The sequence below is a fragment of the Arthrobacter sp. Z5-13 genome (assembly GCF_056499105.1).
Genome location: NZ_CP096460.1, coordinates 2,375,874 through 2,394,930, shown reverse-complemented (window position 1 = coordinate 2,394,930; position 19,057 = coordinate 2,375,874). Strand labels below are relative to the sequence as shown.

The window sequence follows — 19,057 nt, the reverse complement described above, 5'->3', positions numbered from 1 at the left end:
TCATTGCTGCGTTACGTGGTTGGTCACGATGTCCTGGGCAGCGGCCCATTCACCCACATCCCGGCGTTCAATGGCGGCGGCCATCATCTCCGGAAACAGATCAGGCGTACATGCAAATGCGGGGACGCCGATCCCCGCGAGGGCGGCTGCATGGTTTGCATCAAACGTCGGATGGCCGCTGTCGCTCAACGCCAGCAGGGCTATCATGGTGGCTCCCGATCCGACGATGGCGGCGGCTCTCCTCAGCATTTCCTCGGCTATTCCGCCCTCGTACAGATCGCTGATCAGCACCAGGATTGTTTCGGTCGGCTGAGTGATCTGGTTCTGGCAGTAGGCGAGGGCCCGGTTGATGTCAGTGCCGCCGCCGAGTTGCACGCCAAAGAGCACATCCACCGGATCCTCCAGGTCCTCTGACAGGTCAACAACTTCGGTGTCGAAGACCACCAGCCGTGTGCGGACCGACCGAAGTGAGCTGAGCACTGCACCGAACACGCTGGAGTAAACCACCGACTCGGCCATCGATCCGGATTGGTCGATGCACAGGATAATCTCCCGCTGCACTTCGGTGCTGCGGCGGGCGTACCCGACCAGCCGCTCCGGCACGATGGTGCGATGCTCGGGCTGGTAGTGCTTAAGGTTGGCCGCGATAGTACGGTTCCAGTCGATGTCCCGATGGCGGGGGCGTCGCGTTCGCGCGGCCCTGTTTAATGCCCCGGAGACGGCTTGAACCGTTTTGGCGTGCAGCCGCTCCTCTAGCTGGCTGGTAACTTGGCGGACCACCGTCCTGGCGGTCTCGCGGGAATGTTCGGGGATAACCCGGCCCAGCCCGATAAGCGTGCTCACCAGTCCGATGTCCGGCTGTACGGTGCGTAGCATCTCCGGTTCGAGGAGCAGCTGCCGCAATCCGAGCCTCTCCATTGCGTCGGCCTGCATGACCTGGACTACGGAGGAAGGGAAATATCCACGGATATCGCCGAGCCAGCGGGCCACACGGGGACTGGATGCGCCCAGGCTTCCCGGCCCTTTTTTCGGAGGCCCGTACAGTTCATCCAGGGCACGGTCACGGAGCTGGTCAACGGCGGAGAGGGCTACGCTCTGGCCGTCGGAGGTTGTGACGCCGTCGGCGTCATGCCCGCCAAGCACCAGGCGCCAGCGGCTGAGCCTGTCGCGGCCACCAGGGTTCGCTTCAGTCACGGTTTGGACTCCCATCCCAGGTATCTGGCCATCGTGCGGATTGCAGGTCCCGCTCCTGCCAGGTCAAGTGCCTTCGGGTTTGTGGTTTCGGCGAGAACATTGACCCGGCTCACCTGTTCGCCGATCTCCCGACGTTCTGGTGGCCCGAACATCGAGAAAGTCCTGCGCAGCAGGGGCAGCACGTCGCCGAAGACCTCGTCCTGCACACCGGCTACCCATTCATCGACGATCTGCAGCAGGCGCCGGTCGTGAATCAGCAGCACGGCGTCCCCTGATAGCAGCCCGTCGAGCCAAGCGGCTGCTTCCGGCGCCGGAGTGGCGATGGACAGCCGGCGGCTGAGCCTGGCCGCGACCTGATCTCTGTCCACCAAGCCGGCGTCCAGCAACAGCCTGGTGGCCCGCCCTGCTACGGCTCCATGGATCCGATCCGAACCTGAAACCGCTGCGAGCGCCCGGTGCCAGTCGTCCAGCGGCAGCTCCGGCAAAAGTGACAGACCATGCTGTGCCGCGTCAATCGCCCGCCGCATCAGTACGGCGGCTTCGTCGTCCAGGCCTGCGCAAGCTACCGGCAGTCCCACGCACGCCCGGACCACAGTTGTGTCAAGAATTTTCCGCACCTCGGTAACGTCCACCTCCCGCACATTGCCGTATCGGCAAGTCCGGGCAAGAGGCGCAATGGTTTCAAGCAGGGGCGGAACATCCTGCTGCAAAGCGGCACGCTCCGCGAGGACCGACACTACGGCGCTGATCCCGTCAGGAAGATCGGCCAGGAGACAGTTTGCGAGCAGGTCGCTGAGGTCCGCGAGGTCAGTGGCAGCCTGGGCGCGTTCGGAAACAAACGTTGCGGCCGCCGAGGCAACGGTGGTCCCATAGCGGCTGGCTTCCACCACGGACACGGAGAGCTCCGGCTCCCAGCGGATTGTCCACGCCTCCTTAAACGTGCCTGTGGTCCGGCCGGTTTCAGTGGGGACACCCCAGTCAACTCCCAGCAGCGCCAGTCTGTGCAGCAGCACCGAACGTGCCAGCTGATTCGGTTTCCGCAGGTCGATCGTCAGAACCTCTTCCATCGCACTGGGCCTCAACCGCAGCCCGCGCTGAGTGGCAGCGAGATCAGCAGCCAGCGGAACCGTCGGCGCGGACTCCGGCACGTTCCCCAGCTCAAGTCCGATGGTAAGTTCCCGGTGTACTAAAGCCAGCGGCAGCGGTGAGCCATCGCAAAGTACGGCCTGCGCAGCATCGTCCAGTTCGGTGAGTCCGGGGCTGGGCCGCCCACGCACCGCCGCCAGTGCACTCGCCATCCGGGTTGCTTCCACCACGGAGGCTGTGGAGGCGTCCAGGTTTTCCTTGCGCAAAATACGGGCAACCCGGACCAGCCAGGTGGTTGCCACATCCCCGGTGGAATCTTTCCCGGTCCAGTGGGCGAACAGATGCTGGTACCAACCAGGCGCGGTGACACCTGCGCCGTATCCGCTGCGCAGGCTGAGCCGATCCGAGGTCCACGGCACCCATGTCACGGAAACTTTTGCCTTGGGCAGGCCTGCCAGCAACTTGTTATCGGCGGAAACCGGGGGAAAGCCCGCGGGGACCAGTGCAGGGGCATGATAGGCACCGCAGACCACGGCGATGCTTCCGTGCCCTTCCTTGATGGCGGCACGGAGCAGCCTTCGCATGGCCGCCTCCCGCAGGTTGTTCTCCTTCACGTCCGGGTGTTCACTGGTCCTGCTATCTGCCGCTCTGATTTCCGCAATGGCATCGGTGATGGCGGCGAACCGGTCAACAGGGCCGGCGTCCCGGTGCTCGATCGCATCCTCCCACCAGCGCTCAGCATCGCTGTACCCTGCTGCCTCAGCAAGCATCCCGATGGCATCTGGGCGGTATGGCTGTTGCACCTCGACAACGGGGCCGGGGTCTTCGTCGGAAGTGCCGCCGTCGTCCTCTGAGCCGTCGTCCTCTGATGTGGACGGTTCAGTGCGCAGAGTGGCCGTGCGCAGGGCGAAACTGTGCGCCGCGGGCAGGTCTATTGCCCGCACCTCTGTTCCGGTCGACAGGGCCCAGCGGATGGCCACCCACTCCGGCGAGAAGCTCGCGAGCGGATAGAACGAGGCCAGCCGAGGTTGGTCGGCCACGTAGATCAGCCCAGCCACGGGCGGCGTCATCTCCGGATCCGAGAGCAGCGGCAGAACCTGATCAAGTTCCGGCGGACCCTCAACCAGCACCAGATCCGGGCGGAGGGTTGCCAGAGCTTCGGCCACCGAGTGTGCGGAACCCGGCCCGTGGTGCCGAATTCCCAGGACGTGGACGTCTGTCATGGATCGGTTCGTGTCATTGGGGTTCGTGTCATGGGTGTTTGGGTGCCGCCGGTCCGACGGCGGTCAGTTCGATGTCTCAAGGTCACGGCAGGCCCGGTAGAGGTCTTTCCAGTCCGGACGGTTGCGCACGATGGTCTCCAGGTACTCCTGCCAGATCACCCGGTCCTGCACGGGATCCTTGACCACAGCGCCCACCAGGCTTGCCGCCACGTCCGGGGCCCTGACGGTTCCGTCACCGAAGTGCGCGGCCAGAGACAGTCCGTTTGTCATCACCGAGATAGCCTCGGCGGTGGAAAGGGTGGCGGACGGCGACTTCAGCGTGGTCCGCTGGTCCTGGGTTACCCCGGCACGCAGTTCCCGCATGATGGTGACCACCCGGCGGATCTCGGAGAGTGCCGCCAGATCGGCCGGAAGCTCCAGGGCCGTGCCGAGACTGCGGACCCGGGTGGTCACGATCTCCACTTCCTGGTCGAGGGTGTCCGGGAGAGGCAGCACCACGGTGTTGAAGCGACGGCGCAGGGCCGACGAGAGGTCATTGACCCCTTTGTCGCGGTTGTTGGCCGTGGCGATGACATTGAATCCCTTGCGCGCCTGGACTTCCGCATTGAGCTCCGGGATGGGCAGGATCTTCTCCCTGAGGATGGTGATGAGGGAATCCTGCACATCCGAAGGGATGCGGGTGAGCTCCTCCACCCGCACCAGGCTTCCGGTCTCCATGGCCCGCATCACCGGCCCGGCCACCATCGCTGCGCGGGACGGGCCATCGGCCAACAACCGCGCATAGTTCCACCCATACCGGAGTGCCTCTTCCGGAGTCCCGGCAGTGCCCTGAACTATGAGGGTGGACGTTCCCGAAATGGCCGCAGCAAGGTGCTCGCTCAGCCAGGTCTTCGCTGTTCCGGGGACTCCCAACAGCAGCAGTGCCCGGTCCGTGGCAAGTGACGCCACGGCGATTTCCACGAGTCGCGCTGAACCCAGATACTTCGGACTGATCTCGACGCCGTTGGGCAGGGTGCCGCCGAGCACGTACGTGGCCACCGCCCAGGGTGAGAGGCGCCAGCTGGGGGGCCGGGGCCTGTCGTCAGCGGCTGCCAGCTCCCGGAGTTCATCGGCGTAGGCGTTTTCGGCGTGGGCGCGAAGAACGTCCGTAGGGGAGTAGGCATCTGTCATCGGAAGGCCTCCGTCAGTGATTTTCGGAATGATTGGTACTGTACGACGTCACGAAGCACGCGGCGCCGCGCAGCCTCCTCGTCTGAACGCGCGAGCAGGTGCTGGCACTGTTCGGCCAGGTCGAGTGGAATCGCCTGTGGGAGGAACCCCGCCAGCATCCCGGCCAGCTGGCCACCGTTTTTGGCAGTTACCAGCTTGAGCACTTCTTCAGCCAACGGCCGGGCCCAGGGCCTTGGCATGTCCCGCAGCAGGGGGACCAGTGTTATCGGATTCGTGCCGCCGTCGCGGATGTAACGCACCAGTGAGAGCTCGCGCTCGCGGTCGGGCAGGCAGTTCAGCAGGCGCACGTCCTTGCGGACGCTGAAGAGCGCGCGGACCCAGTCGACGTCCGCGCGAAGAACCGCTGTTTCGAGGATTCCGTTGACCACCCGGGTTTCGCCTTCCAGAAGCGCAAGGGTAGCTGCCGGACTGAGGCCAGCCACTGACGTCCACACGTCGAGGGGAGCACCTCTGATGATTGTGTCCAGCCGGCCGAGCCGGTCCGGTTCACCTGTGCGGGGATCCGGCGCGATCCCGTCGCGCAGGGCTGCAGCATCCGGCTGAGGAGGCAGATCGATCTCGAATTGTTTGCGCAGCAACCCTTTGACACGCAGCAGCGGGCGCAACCGGGAGGCCATCCTGCTGGCGCGGGCGCTGGCGGGTAGGCGGTCCAGCAGGTTTGCGGCCACCTCCCGTACACTCTTCGCTTTGTCGTCCAGGGCCATTTCAAGCAGCTCTTCGTCGTCCGCCTGGATGTTTGTTGCGAACATGCCCAGGTGGGCGGCGCGTTCCCGTGCGCTGAGCGAGTCCCACTGCGTGAGCAGGAGGTCGCGGGCGGACCGGGGGTCGGTGTGCCGGAGCCGTTCGAGTTCTGCGGCTGCATCGGCGCTGCCAAGCACTGCCCAATGAGAGGCGCTCGCAGAAGAATTCGCAGAAGACGGGACAGATTCCTTGGGCCGGGTGATGTTCTGGAGCCAGCGGCCCCGGGTTCCGATTGCGGGATGCAAATGTTCCGCAACACCTGGCTTCGTGTCAGCGAGAGTGAGCAGCGCCGGGAGCGACCGGTGCGGCACCCGCCGTCGGGATTCCATAGCAAGCTGCAGCCAGTCCGCCACGAGTTGCGCGCGGAGCTCCAGGCCGACCGGTGGCTGCGTAAGCAGCAGTTCCAGCAACCGGGCGGCGTCGCCGGAAACTTCGGGGGCATCGTCAGGGGGCGCCTCCTCATCGTGCCCGCCCGCGGTGTCGATGCCGTCGGTACGGCTCGGCCGGCGAACTGCACGCGTGACGACGTCGGCCAAGGCTGCCTGGTCGAGGAGGGCCTCCTCACGCGACAGACCGTCCGGTGGCTGGAACCCGAGATCCAGGGGCGGCGACGGCGGTGCTTGCCGTCCCGTGCCGAGAAGCGCAACGGTTCGGAGCTCAGCCAGCCAGCTCATGGAGTCATCACCGTTTCGCCGGCGACGACGGTCAGCGGCCGTACGCGGCCCTCTTCCAGCTCGCCGAACACGTCGACAGGATAGCCGCCGGTAAGTGCCATTAAGGAATCCAAGGAAGCATCCATAATGGGCAGGGCATCACCAGATCCGTCACGCAGCCAGCCAGGGCCGGAAGCTGAGACCCGGACTCCGCTCAGCAGCACCGGGTAACGCTCGCGCCAGGGCGAGAATGCGACGGCCGCCGATTCCTGTTCCAGCGCCTGCGCAATGCTGCAGCCCTCACCAAAGCTGCTGACCAATCCACGCGGTGCAACCGTGGTGGTAAACATTGCCCGCTGCGGGGCCGAGCCGGGGTACAGGGCGACTGTGACGTCCAGTTCAGCCCCCGCCAGTTGAGGTGTCGCGAGTGCTTGACCCTGGGTTGCAAAGTCAAGGACGACGGCGACCTTTCCGCCGGGTCCGCGGATCCAGGTCCGTTGTTGCTGGAGGCGCCCGTCATCGCTGCGGTGTGCGCCGAGTACCAGCCACGGACCCGGCAAAGGATTGGTGCCCTGAACTTCGGCGGTGGCCGTGGCCCATCCCACGGCCACCCGGAGATCCGCAAACTCGTCAGGGGTCAGCTGGTCCCTTATGCCCCAGGCTTTGGTCAGGGCCCACCAGCGGCCCGCGTGAAACAGCAGATGGTCGGCCCAGTCGCTGCGGGCATGCACATCAGATCCCATCGTGCGCACTCGCTCGGCAAGACCGGGCAGCTGGGCATCGACCAACCGGGCGGCCACACTATCCCACCAGGAGTAAGGCTGGTTGCGGGCGCCAGCCAGTCCTGTCCGCACCAGGTCGGTCAGCCATCGGGCAAAGTCCGCGATCCCCGCATCCATCAGCGCCAACCGGTCAGCCAGCCGCTTGGCCTGGGCTACAGGGTCCGGCTGCTGCCCGGACTGGCGGCGTTCCCGGTCTGCGGCGCGGTCCTCCCGTTGTTTTGCCCATTCCTGTGCGAAGTCCGCGGTCTCCTCGCCGGCGTCGGCCGCCTCACCCCTGGCCCAGAGGAGAAGCAGCGCCACCGCGTGCTTACACGGGAATTTCCGGCTCGGGCAGGAGCAACGGTAGGCAGGCGTGGCGGTGTCCACACTCACTTGGTACGGGGTCTTTCCGCTACCTTGGCATTTGCCCCACACCAGAACATCGTTGCTGCCGGTATCGGACCAAGGGCCAGGACGAGCCAGCTTGCGGGCAGCTGCCAAAGAAGATTGGTCCGGGGCTGCGCCCACCACTCTTTCCTCGCTCCAACGCACCATGATGCTCATTCTGCCCGATGCGCGGGGCACTGCAAGGGAAGGACGGCTGTGTTGGCGGCCAAGGAGGCAGGGCAATGGCCCTTGATGGTTCGAGGTCAGCGTTTGTGGGGGTTGCCGAAGGCCCGCCCATGGTTGGCGAGAAAGCCGGCTATCAGCTCGAGGGACGGCTACGGGGCAGCAATCTGCCTCGTCAGTTCCAGCAGGTCCGCGGTGGTAACGACTGTGGCGAACTCTTCGTGGAGATCCACCCCGGTGATTCGGGACAGGACAGCTGCGACATCGTCCTCAGCGAGCATGTTCGAAGATCCGTCTTGCGGGACAGGGCGTAGGCAAGCCTCGATGTACGCAGAAGTGCTCCCTGGGAACGTTGCAGACGAAAACCAGCGGCGCAGCTGCACCTCGCCATGGCGAGCGATCTCGCCCTCACGTGAAAAGCTTGTTCCATGGCGAAACTTCCGGCAATCTCCCTCCGCCCATTTCACGGCACGGACGTGCCCTTCTTCGCAGGCATGGCAAGCGATGATCGAGTGACACGCTTCATCGGAGATGGAAAACCCTGGCACGACGAAGTTATAGCGGCCCGGGCCGCGGCTGCTCTTGACCTGACCCCGCTGGAACAGCTTGGGGCCGTTCGCTGGTTTATCGCCGAGGACGCTGCCGAGCCAGTGGGGTTAGTAGTCTCGACGCGCAAGCTCGACGGCGTTGAGATTGGCTATTGGGTATCTCCCAGCCACTGGGGCAAAGGGATCGCCGGCGCCATGGTCGACCGAGCTGTCACCGAAATTCCCGAACTCTTTGGGACGGCCTTCCTTATCGCCCGTGTGGACCCTGAAAATACGGTGTCCACTCGGATCCTCAGCCGCCTCGGCTTCACACTTGATGCGCACGAAAACGGCTTCAACCAGTACATCTGGAGCATAAGCAACTGACCTTAACCTCTATCTCGATATTTGTGTGTGATCCAAGCAAATATCCGAAGGAGTGTAGGACGGCACCGGTGTTGCCGGTCCTTTAGTTTTGGTCGCCCACGCAGACGGGACGGGAGCGGTAGGGGCCGGAGAATGAGCAGATGCTTCACAGGCTGGCTCACCCTGTTGTGCACAGCAGAACAGAACAGGAGTTCTAAAATCGAGAGCCGTAAAGTGCTGCTCCGAAGTCGTAGTCGACTATTCATTGTCCCCCCTGAAGCAGCAGCGGCCCGCCCAAGCGGGTGGCTATTTGCCAAGGGGTTGAAGGCTATCCAGGCCCGGCGTAAAGTCCCTCGAACGACACAAGGGAGGACCGGACAATGGGACAACTGGTTGTGCAGCAATTCGTGACAGCGGACGGGTTTGCAGCCAACGCCAACAACGAGTTCAACGCCTACGAATTGCTCGATGGTGGCACTGCAGAGTTCGACCGAAACCAGCTCGCCTGGCTCGACACCGTGGACGCCATGGTGCTCGGGGCATCCACCTACCGGATGTTTGTGGAGTATTGGCCCACTCCTGCATCAGAGGGGGAAATCATTGCGCCGGCTCTAAACGGGCTCCGCCGCTATGTGTTCTCCCGGCAGCTCGAGAAGGCGCCGTGGGGAGAGTATCAGGAGGCAACCATCGAGTCCGGTGATGCCGTCGAGGCGATCCGCCGTATTAAAGGAGAGACCGATGGCACCGTAGTTCTCTGGGGAAGCCTGACGTTGAGCGAGGCGTTCTTCGCCGCAGGCGAAGTCGACGGCGTGCGGCTCGTTGTTATGCCCGTCGCGATTGGATCGGGGCGCGGCGTGTTTCCTGCCGGCCAGGACCCCGCTCTGCTGAACCTGCTGAGCGCAAAGCCGTACGACAAAGGGCTGATCGAGCTCGAATATGCAGTCAGATCCCGGTAATTAGGTCCTAAGGACGTCCCGCCGGCACGTAAGCCAGGCTTAGGAGGCTTCCCGAGCCGAAGCAGGAATTCCTCCGGGACCACCGTGGTTCAACCCAATATGCCCCTACCCGCACGGATATCCATTCTCGACCGCGCCAACACCAGGGTGGGGTTTTCCGCTTCCGAAGCCCTGCATCGGGTGCTGGACCGCGCGCGGCTGGCCGAGCAACTCGGATACCACCGATTTTGGGTGGCCGAACACCACGCAGTGCCTGGCATCGCCGGATCGGCCCCATCCGTGTTGATGGCAGCCGTTGCCGGCCGGACCCATTCCATTCGAGTCGGTTCGGGCGGGATTATGCTTCCCAACCACCAGCCGCTGGTGGTTGCAGAGCAGGTGGCAACCCTCGAGGCCCTTCATCCCGGACGGATCGACCTGGGCTTAGGCCGCTCCCTTGGTTTCACCCAGGCTGTGCGGAAAGCGCTGAGGAACGGGAAGCAGGACGCGGAGCGGTTTGAAGATGATCTGGCCGAACTCCTCGGCTACCTGTCCGGTTCAGCACCGGTGACTGTGCGCCCCCGAAACGCTTCGCTCCCTCCGGTCTTCGTGTTGGCCACTGGATCCGGCATCGACATAGCCGCTCGTGCCGGCCTGGCGGTGGTCCTGGGTGGGCCAGCGCTGTTTCAGACTGATCAGAACGGAAACATACCGGCATTGGAGAGGTACCGGGCGCAGTTCCGCCCATCAGGCTGGTTCAACAAGCCGTTCGTCATGATTGCCGTAAACGTTTCCGTGGGCTCGAGCCCTGATGATGCCAGGAATCTACTACTGCCTGAAGCGATCGCCCTCGCGCGATCCCGGACCACCGGCGAGTTCACTGCCCTGGCGCCGGTGGACAACGCTGTGGAGAGCAGGCTGACTCCCCGGGAGAGCGCTGCCGTCCAATGCAGCCTCTCGACGTCGATCTACGGCACCGCCGCCGAGGTTCGGCGCCAGCTTGAAACCCTCGCTGAGGTTACCGGAGCCGACGAGCTGCTGGTCACCGGAGGGGCTTTCGACGTCGTCGGCCAGTCAGAATCCGACCGGCTGTTGGCCGGGATCTTCTCTCAAACCGGCCAGACGGGCGCCGAAAAACTCAGCGACGCCGCTCGAGGGTTTCCAGGAGCCTTCTGACGGAGCCGCCGAGGTTCCATTCGGTGGCCAGACTTTCAAGCTCAGCGCGAGAATCGCCGGAAACCGGATGCAGTTGCGCGCCTGCCTCCTCAAGCGTCGGCAGCTTGAGGTCACGCACAACGTTTACGACGGTTGGCGCTACCACGAGATAGTCCGCGGCTGCGGCGAGCTTCGCGCGAACCGGTGCGGACAGCCCGCTTCCCGGAATCAACGCCGCCTCCAGCAGCCCTTCAAGCGTGCCGTACTCCTTGAGCAGCGAGGCTGCCGTCTTTTCGCCAATTCCGGCAACGCCGGGCAGCCCGTCGGAAGCGTCGCCGCGGAGGGTGGCGTAGTCGGCGTACTGCTGGGGCAGCACGCGGTACTTGCCCACGATGACGATCTCCGTGATGACTTCCAGGTTTTTCATACCCCGGGCGGTGTAGATGACGCGCACCTGACGGGCGTCGTCGACCAGCTGGAAGAGGTCACGGTCGCCTGTCACCACATCAACCGGGAGGTCGGCGTGACTGGCGTAAGTGCCGATGACGTCGTCGGCCTCGTGCTCGGGAGCCCCCACCACGGCGATGCCGGCGAGCTCCAGCACCCGGCGGATCAGCGGAAGCTGCGCCTCAAGCGCGTCGGGCACCACCTCAACATCGGCAGCTCCCGCTACCACCTCGGCGACCCGGTGCGACTTATAAGTGGGGAGGAGGTCCACGCGCCACTGCGGACGCCAATCGTCGTCCCAGCACGCAACGAGATGCGTCGCGTCATAGTCGGTGGTCAGCCGGGCAATCATGTCCAGGAGACCACGAACGGCGTTCACCGGAGTGCCGTCAGCGCGGCGGATCGTATCGGGCAAGCCATAAAAGGCGCGAAAGTACAGCGACGCGGTGTCGAGCAGCATCAGGCGGTCAGGCATAACTGATCCTGACACAAATCTGCCGGGAGGTTTCGTAGCCTCCCAGGATTTACGGCAACCTTGACGGTTTCAGCAGCGAGGCCGTGCCGGCCAGCTCAGGTTCGAGAGGCACGGGGCTGAGCAGCGTGGCTCGACCCCGGTGCAGGATGCCATCCGAAAGCGGCTGGCAGCGCAGGCCTCCACGCCCGCGCATGGACGCATGCGCCCCCGGAGTGAAAACTTTGTCCATCCAGGCGCAAGGGTGGGCAGGCCGTCCGCCCCGTAGCCGGACCAGAGCTCCGTGGGATTCCAACGCGAATTCCGCACCGATAAGCGGAGCGAGATGAGCGCCTCGGAGGACGATGTTGCGCCGCGTCAGGAGTGGATCCAGGGGCCCAACGCCGAGGTCTGAGGCAATGGATTCGAGAGCCTCGACGGCGAACAGCGTCACTGCTGCATCCATGTGTGCAGCCTTGCCATAGAACCGATCACCGACGATCCCTTTGCCGGCCACGAGTTCCACCCGGTCAGCATCCGCCGTCGGGACGTCCGCGGCGGCATCTTTGGCTCTGCCGAAGTAGGCGTGCCCGGGGGACACGAGCAGGTGGACGATCTCGACGTCGTACTTGTAGCTTTTCACCGCTAGAACTCCTCCGTCCCATCAGCCCTCTTCTATGCTAATTGGCGGATGCCTCTCCTGAGCGAGACCTGGGAATCGCATTATCTCGTTACCTGTGTTGCATAATCTCCCTAACGGTTGTACCCGCCAGGCAAAGGGAAAAGGCAGCGCATGAGTTACGAACTATCGGTATGCACCGAGATGCTCTTCCGCGAGTTCGGCGAGCCAATGTCGCTCCCGCAGCTGAAGGCTGTCAAAGAATCCGGCATCGCTGCGGTGGAGTTCTGGTTCTGGCGCAACAAGGACATAGACGCGATGGAACGGGCTCTGGGAGAAACAGGACTTTCGACCATCACCATGGTCAGCGAGCCCCAGGGCCAGGCTGTTGACCCCGCGCGGCAGGACGAGTTTGTCGCGGCCGTGAAGGAGTCGCTGCCCATCGCGCAGCGGCTTGGGATTCCCAACCTTGTTCTGGTTGCGGGGGAGACCCGGGAAGTTGCCACCGACGTCGAGCAGAGGAAGGCTCTGACCGATGCCCTGCGGGCGGCTGCGCCCTACGCGGAGGATGCTGGCATTACTCTGGTCCTCGAGAACCTGAACAGCCGCATCGACCACGTCGGCACCTATCTCAGTTCAACTCCGCTGGCGCTTGAGATCCTTCGCGACGTGGGATCGGCCAACGTCAAAATGCTCTACGACCTCTACCACTCGGTGGTGATGGACGAGGACCCGGCAGAGGTTCTCGCCGGCTCCATTGAGCTCATCGGCCACGTCCAAGTAGCAGATCACCCCGGACGCCACGAACCGGGATCAGGCTTGGTTGACTGGAAGAAGCAGATCCGAGCACTCAAGGATCTCGGATACCGGCGAGGAATTGGCCTGGAATACGCGCCATCCAGCGGCAACTCAGCAGAATCTCTCCGCGCCATCAGGGATGCGGTCGCGGATGTTGCCGGCGACTGACTGTGAACGGCGGGATTGCCCTGCTTAGCCGGAATTGGCCAGGCGTGTACACGTGTCCCAGAAGCGCTTCCGGGCTTCCGGGTCCGAACCCATGCCCGGCGTAGGCATTTCCTTGCCCTTGGACCAAAACCCGCCAGAGAGCCCCGCCGCCTCAGGGGACGTCGCGAGCCAAACGGGCGCATCGGTGTCTAAGCTGGTTACATCCGGATAATCAGCTTGCTGATGAAAGGACGGTGGATGCCATGCCTAAGACCGGCAAGAACGACCACGCACGCAAGGACGAGCTTCCCTCGACGCTGCAGCGGTCTGAGCAGAGAGCCCAGGACACCTTCGCCAAAACCTACGATTCCGCCCTCGAAACCTACGGCAATGACGAGAGCCGCGCAGCCCGTGCAGCCTTCGCATCGTTGAAGCACAGCTACGAAAAGGTGGGGGACCACTGGGAGCCGAAGGAGAAGCGTGGCCCCTCGGATAAACGTGCGGAGGAAGGTATCGAGTCCTCCGAACCCACCGCCGGGGGAGTGGATGCCAACGCCTCGAAGGAGCACCTCTACAAGCGCGCCCAGGAGCTGAACATCAACGGCCGTTCCAAGATGGACAAGGATCAGTTAGTCCAAGCGCTGCAGAAGGCCAACGACGCCGCAACCCGGAAGGCGCGCGGCGGATAAGCCTACTTGATATCGATATCACCGCCAGTCTGTTCCGGGAGTCAGCGCCTTCTCACGAAGGGCGCCTTCGAAGGCCTGGAAATTTCCTGACGCGCTGGCGGAAGGATGCCTGAGAGCAGGGCGGTGCGACACGCAGGCAGCCAGTTTTTGGCTCCATTGAGTGTCGCACCGCCGCATAGTAACGTGGCCCACACCTTCAACTCGCATCATTCGGACTCGGGAGAAACCATGCCTTATGTGAGACGTCGATTGGCTGCCGTCACGGCAGTGCTGGCTATGAGCGTCGCGAGCGGTGCGGTGGGGAGCCCCGCTTTTGCCGATCCCCGGGAGACCGAAAAGAACGCAACGGCAACCGGCTACGGCGGCGCCGTGAGCACCGTGGACCCGGAGGCATCGGCTGCCGCAATCGAGGTTCTCCGCAAGGGCGGGAATGCTGCGGACGCGGCCGTCGCCGCAGCGGCAACCCTGGGCGTAACAGAGCCATACAGCGCGGGAATCGGCGGCGGAGGCTACTTCGTTTTCTACGACGCCAAGACCGGGGAGGTCAGCACTATCGACGGCCGCGAAACCGCGCCCGCCGCCATGCCCCATGACGCATTCATCAACCCGGCCACCATCACACCCACCAACCCGGCAGGCAGCCCCTACCGCTTCACCCCTGAGCTCGTTACATCAGGCGTCTCCGTAGGCGTCCCCGGAACACCCGCCACCTGGGAGCGGGCCCTCGAGCGGTGGGGCACCGTGAAGCTCTCAGAAGCCCTCAAGCCGGCAATCAAGGTAGCTACCCGCGGTTTCGTAGTCGACGAGACCTTCCGGCAGCAGACCCTCGACAACAAGCTCCGCTTCGAGGCATTCACCTCAACGAGCGGCCTCTTCCTTCCCGGTGGCGACGCACCCGCCGTCGGCACTGTTTTCCAAAACCATGACCTGGCCGCGACCTACCGCCTCCTGGCCCGCGACGGCATGAGTGCCTTCTACACCGGCCCCCTAGCGGAACAGATCGCGGCCACGGTGCAGAACCCGCCGAAGTCGCCTACAACCAAGCTGCCCGTCCCCGTGGGCCACATGACTGCGGCAGACCTGGCCGGCTACCGGGTGCTCGACCAGGCGCCCACACACGTGAACTACCGAGGCTACGACGTCTACGGCATGGCTCCCTCCAGCAGCGGCGGCACCACCGTTGGAGAGTCACTGAACATCCTGGCCCAGTTCGAGCTCTCACCAACAGACACACCTGCCGCCTACCATCACTACCTTGAAGCGAGCGCCCTTGCGTTCGCGGACCGTGGCAAGTACGTGGGCGACCCGGCGTTTGTTGATGTACCCACGGCCGAGCTCACTGATCCCGTCTTCGGCAAGGAACGCGCGTGCCAGCTCAATCCGCTTCAGGCCGCGACGAAGCCAGTTGCACCCGGCGACGTCACCGGGTACGACGGCGTGTGCCCGGCTGCTGCCGCACCGCTTGCCGATGAGAGCGACACAGAGAACATCTCCACCACCAACCTGACTGTCTCTGACAAGTGGGGGAATGTGGTTGAGTACACCCTCACTATTGAACAGACCGGCGGGTCCGGGATCGTGGTGCCCGGTCGCGGGTTCATCCTCAACAACGAGCTGACTGACTTCAGTACCGTGTACAACCCCACGGACCCGAACCGGATTGAACCAGGAAAGCGCCCGCGCTCTTCGATGTCGCCCACCATCATCCTCCAGGACGGCAAGCCCTTCCTTGCGCTGGGCTCACCCGGGGGATCAACGATCATCACCACTGTCCTGCAGACGATCCTGAACCGTGTTGATCTGGGGATGAGCACCCCGGAAGCTCTTGCGGCACCGCGCGCATCGCAACGGAACACTGAAAAGGTCACGGCTGAACCGGAGTTCATCGCGGCGTACGGAAGCCAGCTGACGCCCTACGGGCATCTGTTCACGCCGTCTGGCGACGCCTTCACCTCGGCTGCACAGATCGGAGCGGCTACAGCCATCGAGTTCCTGCCCGACGGGCGTACGGTTGCCGCTGCTGAGCCCGTCAGGCGTGGGGGCGGCTCGGCGATGGTACTCGAACCGTCACCGTAGGCGCCGCCCGGATCTCCACCAAGTGGCGGTCGAATTCTCAGCGCCGAAGTGGCAGACTTCGCGCATGAGCATGGAGCAATGGTGGCCGAAGTTGAAGCCTTCCACCCGGGAATGGCTGGTGGACAACAACGGTGACGCCGTCCCTCCGGAAGTGATCGTCGAGATCACAGATGCTGGCGGCTCCACGTCAACTGATTCCTGGTGGGTTGGCGAAAACGGTCCCTCCGCGTTCTATTTCTCGGACGAGGCCGTCGACTGGATTGAAGCCGTGGGGAACGGTGAAAGCCCAGAGGGGCGCTGAACGCCCATTAGCGCCCGCTTCCGTTTTGCCCGACGTGTCCAATCAGGGCGTCGAGAATGGGCAGTTGGCCCTTCACCAGCTTTGAACGTGCTTCTGGCTCTCTTATCCAACGCGCCTCATCGATTTCGGGAAAGTCCCGGATTGAGCCGGATCCTTTAGGCCATTCCAGGGAGAAGGTGTTGCTCACAACCCGCTCGGGATCGAAGCCGGATTCCGCTGTGAACGCCGTGATGATCTTGCCGGAGGGTTGCCGGAAGGAGCCAAGTTCAACGTAGTCAGCGGTGGGTGCCGGGCTGCCCATTTCCTCAGCAAACTCGCGCAGCGCAGCCGCCAGGGGATTTTCATTATCGGGGTATTCGCCCTTGGGAATGGACCACGAATGGTCCGTCTTGCGCGCCCAGAAGGGCCCGCCCATATGGGCAATCCACACTTCCAGCTCCGATGATTTGCTCCACCGGTACAGCAGGAGGCCCGCGCTGCGGACAGTCACTCATCCTCCCCGCCAACGGGGCTAATCAACGGTCACTGCGATGCGCTGGACCTGGTTGTTCGCGAGCCCCTGGTAATTCCAGTTCTGCTTAAGTGGCTGCACAGCCCCCGTTGAATCGGTGGCCCGGCAGGAAAGCTCGTGTTCGCCTGGATCCGCCACCCACGGCAAGGACCAGGAGCACCAGGCGAAAGGACCGGCTGGCTGTTTCAGCTGGGCGTCGCTCCACTTGCCATCGATCCCTATTTCCACGCGCTGCACAGCCCCCTCCCCGGACCAGGCCCGGCCCTGCAGCAACACGGGTCCGTGCGGAAGGATCCGGCGGCGGGTGAAGAAGTCGGGAACGCCTGGCGGAACCATCAGGGAACGCACCTGGATCCGCGAAACCGGTGTACCGGCGTCGTCCGCGTCCTGCTGGTAGCGGTATGCCACCGCCTGCTGGAACCCCTCAAACGGCTGCCGCAGCACCTGGATGGATTCAAGCCATTTGACGCTGGTCATGCCGTACCAGCCCGGTACCACCAGCCTGAGCGGGTAGCCGTGCTGGGGCGGAAGCTCACTGCCGTTCATGGCGTAGGCAAGGACGACGTCGGGACGCATGGCCTCCGAGATGGGCAGGCTCCGCGCGTAACGCTGGGGAACGCCTCCCTGGACACCGGCGTCCATTCCGGTGAACAGTACCTCGACGGCGTCGGAGTCCACGCCCGCCTGGGCCAGCAGGTAGGCGAGTGGAACTCCTGACCATTCCGCCGTTCCTACTCCTTCAAGAACCCAGGGCTGGCTGAGGGGCCGGGGAGTTAGCAGCGAGCGCCCGTTGCCGGCACACTCCAGCGTGACCGGGATGCTGATCATGGGGTCCCTGCGCAATGCCGCCATACTCAGCTCAACGGACCGCTCCACCGCTCCGCCAATCCGCAGGTGCCAGGAGTTGATGTCGATGAAGGGAATGTCGAAGTGGGTGAGGACGTAATGCAGCCCTGGGGGAGTGATGTCCCTCTGCAGGGCCTCCAGCGGCATTGAATGATTCCGGGCTGACAGCTGGAGTTCCTCCGGCGTCAGCGGGCCCGTTGTGGGGGGCGTTGCGTGCGGCACCGGCTGGTCCGGTGCTGCTGGATTCGTGGACTGGGAACGGGGTAGCTGCTCGGTCATGGCGTTGCGATTCTGCTCAGGACAGGCCACATGTTGTGGGCCGGTCTTCCGTTGAACACAGGTCTACTCCGCCGTGCGTGGAGCGGTCAAGACCGGTGCACAATCCCTCCACGATGTGAACGGGCGTGTACGACGGCGGTGATTGCCGCCGTCGTACACGCTAGTCCCATGACGCTCAACGCGAGCGCATTCCAGCCAAGTGACTGAAAAACGAGTCCGCCTGCCCAGCCGATGATGCTGGAGCCGAGGTAATAGGCGAGGTTGTAGAGCGATGCCGCCTGCGCCCTTCCAGACAAGGCGATCGCTCCTGTCCAGCCGGCCCCGATGCTGTGGGCTGCAAAGAAGCCGCCGGTAAAGACCAGGAGCCCGGCCAGGATAAGGACCAGCAATTGGGTCAGGGTCAGCGCCAGCCCGAGGACCATCAGGATGACTCCTGCCAACAGGACTTTCCGGCGTCCGAACGTCAGGGCCAGTCCTGCTGCCCAGCGCGAGGTGACCGTGCCTGAGAGGTAAGCGAGGAAAATGAGGCTGATCACAGTGGCAGGCAGGCTGAAGGGCTCCCCGGATAAACGGAATCCCAGGTAGTTGTAGACGGCCACAAAGCCGCCCATCAGCAGGAAGGCCTGAACATAGAGCACCAACAGGCGCGGGTTGCGGCCGTGACCGGCCAGCGTCTTCAATGCTCCCCGGAGTCCGCTCGCCGGCGCCGCCGTGAAACCCCGCGACTTGGGTACGAGCACCAGGAAAAGCACCGCCGCCAAGGTCGCCAGGACAGACACTGCCAAGGCTGCTGCCCGCCATCCCCAGAGCTCACCCACCGGACCTGCCACCAGCCGGCCGGCGAGTCCTCCCAGCGTTGTGCCTGCCACGTAGCTTCCCGCGGCGAGGGCCGCGTGGGCCCGGTGGACCTCCTCATTCAGGTAGGCGATGACGATCGCCGGAATCCCGCCCAGAGCCATCCCCTCGAGCATCCGCAGGCCCAGCAGCATGGGGAAGGTGGAGGCCAGTGGAACCAACAGGCCCATAACCGTGGCTGTGCATATGCCTATGGACATGGCCCGCACCCTCCCGATCCTGTCGGCCAGGAACGACCACGGGATGACGGTGATTGCCAAGCCCACGGTGGCCAGGGAGATCGTCAAGGCGGCCTCCGCGGCCGTGATGCGCAGGTCCGATGCCATGATGGGCAGCACTGCCTGGGTGGAGTAGAGCTGGGCGAACGTGGCCACGCCGGCGAAGGCCAGCCCGGCAAGGGCCTTCCGGTACCCGGACGAACCCTTGGCGTGGCCGTCCCAGGGCTCCATCAGGCTGGAATGGGCGGTGGCTTGCAGCGGAAGGTGTGGCATGAATCCACCCTAGGCATTCGGAAAGAATGCCTCCAATGCATGATTCGCATAGAATCAATGGCGGAAATGGATTGATCCAGTCTGGCCGGCGAACTGCACATTCCCG

The 19,057-nt window shown here is 64.0% G+C and carries 18 protein-coding genes; 7 read left to right on the top strand and 11 right to left on the bottom strand.

Features of this window, described 5'->3' with window-relative positions; genetic code table 11:
• The 6 genes from M1E02_RS11425 to M1E02_RS11400 form a co-directional block, all read right to left on the bottom strand.
• Positions 1 to 1,194 (bottom strand): VWA domain-containing protein, encoded by a 1,194-nt coding sequence (locus M1E02_RS11425; RefSeq protein WP_479374388.1) that lies wholly within the window; start codon positions 1,192 to 1,194, stop codon positions 1 to 3.
• Positions 1,191 to 3,503 (bottom strand): DUF5682 family protein, encoded by a 2,313-nt coding sequence (locus M1E02_RS11420; RefSeq protein ID WP_479374387.1) that lies wholly within the window; start codon positions 3,501 to 3,503, stop codon positions 1,191 to 1,193. The genes M1E02_RS11425 and M1E02_RS11420 overlap by 4 nt, the downstream gene beginning before the upstream one ends.
• Positions 3,504 to 3,566: 63 nt before the next feature.
• The gene (locus M1E02_RS11415) at positions 3,567 to 4,673 is read right to left on the bottom strand and encodes an ATP-binding protein (protein WP_479374386.1); all 1,107 of its coding nucleotides are present in this window, start codon (positions 4,671 to 4,673) and stop codon (positions 3,567 to 3,569) included.
• Positions 4,670 to 6,148: a DUF5691 domain-containing protein gene (locus tag M1E02_RS11410; RefSeq protein ID WP_479374385.1), complete on the bottom strand. Its 1,479-nt coding sequence runs from the start codon at positions 6,146 to 6,148 to the stop codon at positions 4,670 to 4,672. The genes M1E02_RS11415 and M1E02_RS11410 overlap by 4 nt, the downstream gene beginning before the upstream one ends.
• On the bottom strand, positions 6,145 to 7,443 hold the full coding sequence (locus M1E02_RS11405; protein WP_479374384.1) for an SWIM zinc finger family protein: 1,299 nt from the start codon (positions 7,441 to 7,443) through the stop codon (positions 6,145 to 6,147). Before M1E02_RS11405 ends, M1E02_RS11410 begins: the two co-directional genes overlap by 4 nt.
• A 167-nt stretch (positions 7,444 to 7,610) precedes the next feature.
• Complete coding sequence (locus tag M1E02_RS11400) at positions 7,611 to 7,739, bottom strand: hypothetical protein (protein WP_479374383.1); 129 nt, start codon at positions 7,737 to 7,739, stop codon at positions 7,611 to 7,613.
• Between the two features lie 147 nt (positions 7,740 to 7,886).
• Between M1E02_RS11400 and M1E02_RS11395 the strand changes: the two genes are divergently transcribed.
• The 3 genes from M1E02_RS11395 to M1E02_RS11385 all read left to right on the top strand — a co-directional run bounded on the left by M1E02_RS11395 (position 7,887) and on the right by M1E02_RS11385 (position 10,462).
• The gene (locus tag M1E02_RS11395) at positions 7,887 to 8,372 is read left to right on the top strand and encodes a GNAT family N-acetyltransferase (RefSeq protein ID WP_479374382.1); all 486 of its coding nucleotides are present in this window, start codon (positions 7,887 to 7,889) and stop codon (positions 8,370 to 8,372) included.
• A gap of 359 nt (positions 8,373 to 8,731) precedes the next feature.
• Positions 8,732 to 9,307, top strand: coding sequence for a dihydrofolate reductase family protein (locus M1E02_RS11390; protein WP_479374381.1), 576 nt, complete (start codon positions 8,732 to 8,734; stop codon positions 9,305 to 9,307).
• Between the two features lie 84 nt (positions 9,308 to 9,391).
• Positions 9,392 to 10,462 (top strand): LLM class flavin-dependent oxidoreductase, encoded by a 1,071-nt coding sequence (locus M1E02_RS11385; RefSeq protein WP_479374380.1) that lies wholly within the window; start codon positions 9,392 to 9,394, stop codon positions 10,460 to 10,462.
• Here the strand turns inward: M1E02_RS11385 and M1E02_RS11380 are convergent.
• Positions 10,425 to 11,363 (bottom strand): 5'-3' exonuclease, encoded by a 939-nt coding sequence (locus tag M1E02_RS11380; RefSeq protein ID WP_479374379.1) that lies wholly within the window; start codon positions 11,361 to 11,363, stop codon positions 10,425 to 10,427. The two genes, M1E02_RS11385 and M1E02_RS11380, sit on opposite strands and share 38 nt — an antisense overlap.
• 49 nt (positions 11,364 to 11,412) lie before the next feature.
• Positions 11,413 to 11,982, bottom strand: coding sequence for an MOSC domain-containing protein (locus M1E02_RS11375; protein ID WP_479374378.1), 570 nt, complete (start codon positions 11,980 to 11,982; stop codon positions 11,413 to 11,415).
• Positions 11,983 to 12,132: 150 nt separating this feature from the next.
• On the opposite strand from M1E02_RS11375, the gene M1E02_RS11370 reads away from it, so the two are divergent.
• The 4 genes from M1E02_RS11370 to M1E02_RS11355 all read left to right on the top strand — a co-directional run bounded on the left by M1E02_RS11370 (position 12,133) and on the right by M1E02_RS11355 (position 15,969).
• Positions 12,133 to 12,924 (top strand): TIM barrel protein, encoded by a 792-nt coding sequence (locus M1E02_RS11370; protein ID WP_479374377.1) that lies wholly within the window; start codon positions 12,133 to 12,135, stop codon positions 12,922 to 12,924.
• A 242-nt stretch (positions 12,925 to 13,166) separates the two neighbouring features.
• Entirely contained in the window at positions 13,167 to 13,592 is a 426-nt protein-coding gene (locus M1E02_RS11365; RefSeq protein WP_479374376.1) for a ChaB family protein, read from the top strand.
• Positions 13,593 to 13,820: 228 nt separating this feature from the next.
• Entirely contained in the window at positions 13,821 to 15,668 is a 1,848-nt protein-coding gene (ggt, locus tag M1E02_RS11360; RefSeq protein ID WP_479374375.1) for a gamma-glutamyltransferase, read from the top strand.
• Between the two features lie 64 nt (positions 15,669 to 15,732).
• Positions 15,733 to 15,969, top strand: coding sequence for a hypothetical protein (locus tag M1E02_RS11355; RefSeq protein ID WP_479374374.1), 237 nt, complete (start codon positions 15,733 to 15,735; stop codon positions 15,967 to 15,969).
• 7 nt (positions 15,970 to 15,976) lie between these two features.
• Here the strand turns inward: M1E02_RS11355 and M1E02_RS11350 are convergent, their stop codons facing one another.
• From M1E02_RS11350 to M1E02_RS11340, 3 genes are all read right to left on the bottom strand, one after another.
• Positions 15,977 to 16,459, bottom strand: coding sequence for an NUDIX hydrolase (locus tag M1E02_RS11350; protein ID WP_479374373.1), 483 nt, complete (start codon positions 16,457 to 16,459; stop codon positions 15,977 to 15,979).
• Positions 16,460 to 16,480: 21 nt separating this feature from the next.
• Positions 16,481 to 17,605: a sulfite oxidase gene (locus tag M1E02_RS11345; RefSeq protein ID WP_479374372.1), complete on the bottom strand. Its 1,125-nt coding sequence runs from the start codon at positions 17,603 to 17,605 to the stop codon at positions 16,481 to 16,483.
• An 86-nt stretch (positions 17,606 to 17,691) separates the two neighbouring features.
• The gene (locus M1E02_RS11340) at positions 17,692 to 18,951 is read right to left on the bottom strand and encodes an MFS transporter (protein WP_479374371.1); all 1,260 of its coding nucleotides are present in this window, start codon (positions 18,949 to 18,951) and stop codon (positions 17,692 to 17,694) included.
• Between the last annotated feature and the right edge of the window lie 106 nt (positions 18,952 to 19,057).

Excerpts from the sequence above, each read along its gene's own strand:
- M1E02_RS11420 (WP_479374387.1), bottom strand. The coding sequence starts at position 3,503 with ATGACAGACGTCCACGTCCTGGGAATTCGGCACCACGGGCCGGGTTCC.
- M1E02_RS11415 (WP_479374386.1), bottom strand. The coding sequence starts at position 4,673 with ATGACAGATGCCTACTCCCCTACGGACGTTCTTCGCGCCCACGCCGAA.
- M1E02_RS11410 (WP_479374385.1), bottom strand. The coding sequence starts at position 6,148 with ATGAGCTGGCTGGCTGAGCTCCGAACCGTTGCGCTTCTCGGCACGGGA.
- M1E02_RS11405 (WP_479374384.1), bottom strand. The coding sequence starts at position 7,443 with ATGGTGCGTTGGAGCGAGGAAAGAGTGGTGGGCGCAGCCCCGGACCAA.
- M1E02_RS11400 (WP_479374383.1), bottom strand. The coding sequence starts at position 7,739 with ATGCTCGCTGAGGACGATGTCGCAGCTGTCCTGTCCCGAATCACCGGG.
- M1E02_RS11395 (WP_479374382.1), top strand. The coding sequence starts at position 7,887 with ATGGCGAAACTTCCGGCAATCTCCCTCCGCCCATTTCACGGCACGGAC.
- M1E02_RS11390 (WP_479374381.1), top strand. The coding sequence starts at position 8,732 with ATGGGACAACTGGTTGTGCAGCAATTCGTGACAGCGGACGGGTTTGCA.
- M1E02_RS11380 (WP_479374379.1), bottom strand. The coding sequence starts at position 11,363 with ATGCCTGACCGCCTGATGCTGCTCGACACCGCGTCGCTGTACTTTCGC.
- M1E02_RS11370 (WP_479374377.1), top strand. The coding sequence starts at position 12,133 with ATGAGTTACGAACTATCGGTATGCACCGAGATGCTCTTCCGCGAGTTC.
- M1E02_RS11365 (WP_479374376.1), top strand. The coding sequence starts at position 13,167 with ATGCCTAAGACCGGCAAGAACGACCACGCACGCAAGGACGAGCTTCCC.
- ggt (WP_479374375.1), top strand. The coding sequence starts at position 13,821 with ATGCCTTATGTGAGACGTCGATTGGCTGCCGTCACGGCAGTGCTGGCT.
- M1E02_RS11355 (WP_479374374.1), top strand. The coding sequence starts at position 15,733 with ATGAGCATGGAGCAATGGTGGCCGAAGTTGAAGCCTTCCACCCGGGAA.
- M1E02_RS11345 (WP_479374372.1), bottom strand. The coding sequence starts at position 17,605 with ATGACCGAGCAGCTACCCCGTTCCCAGTCCACGAATCCAGCAGCACCG.
- M1E02_RS11340 (WP_479374371.1), bottom strand. The coding sequence starts at position 18,951 with ATGCCACACCTTCCGCTGCAAGCCACCGCCCATTCCAGCCTGATGGAG.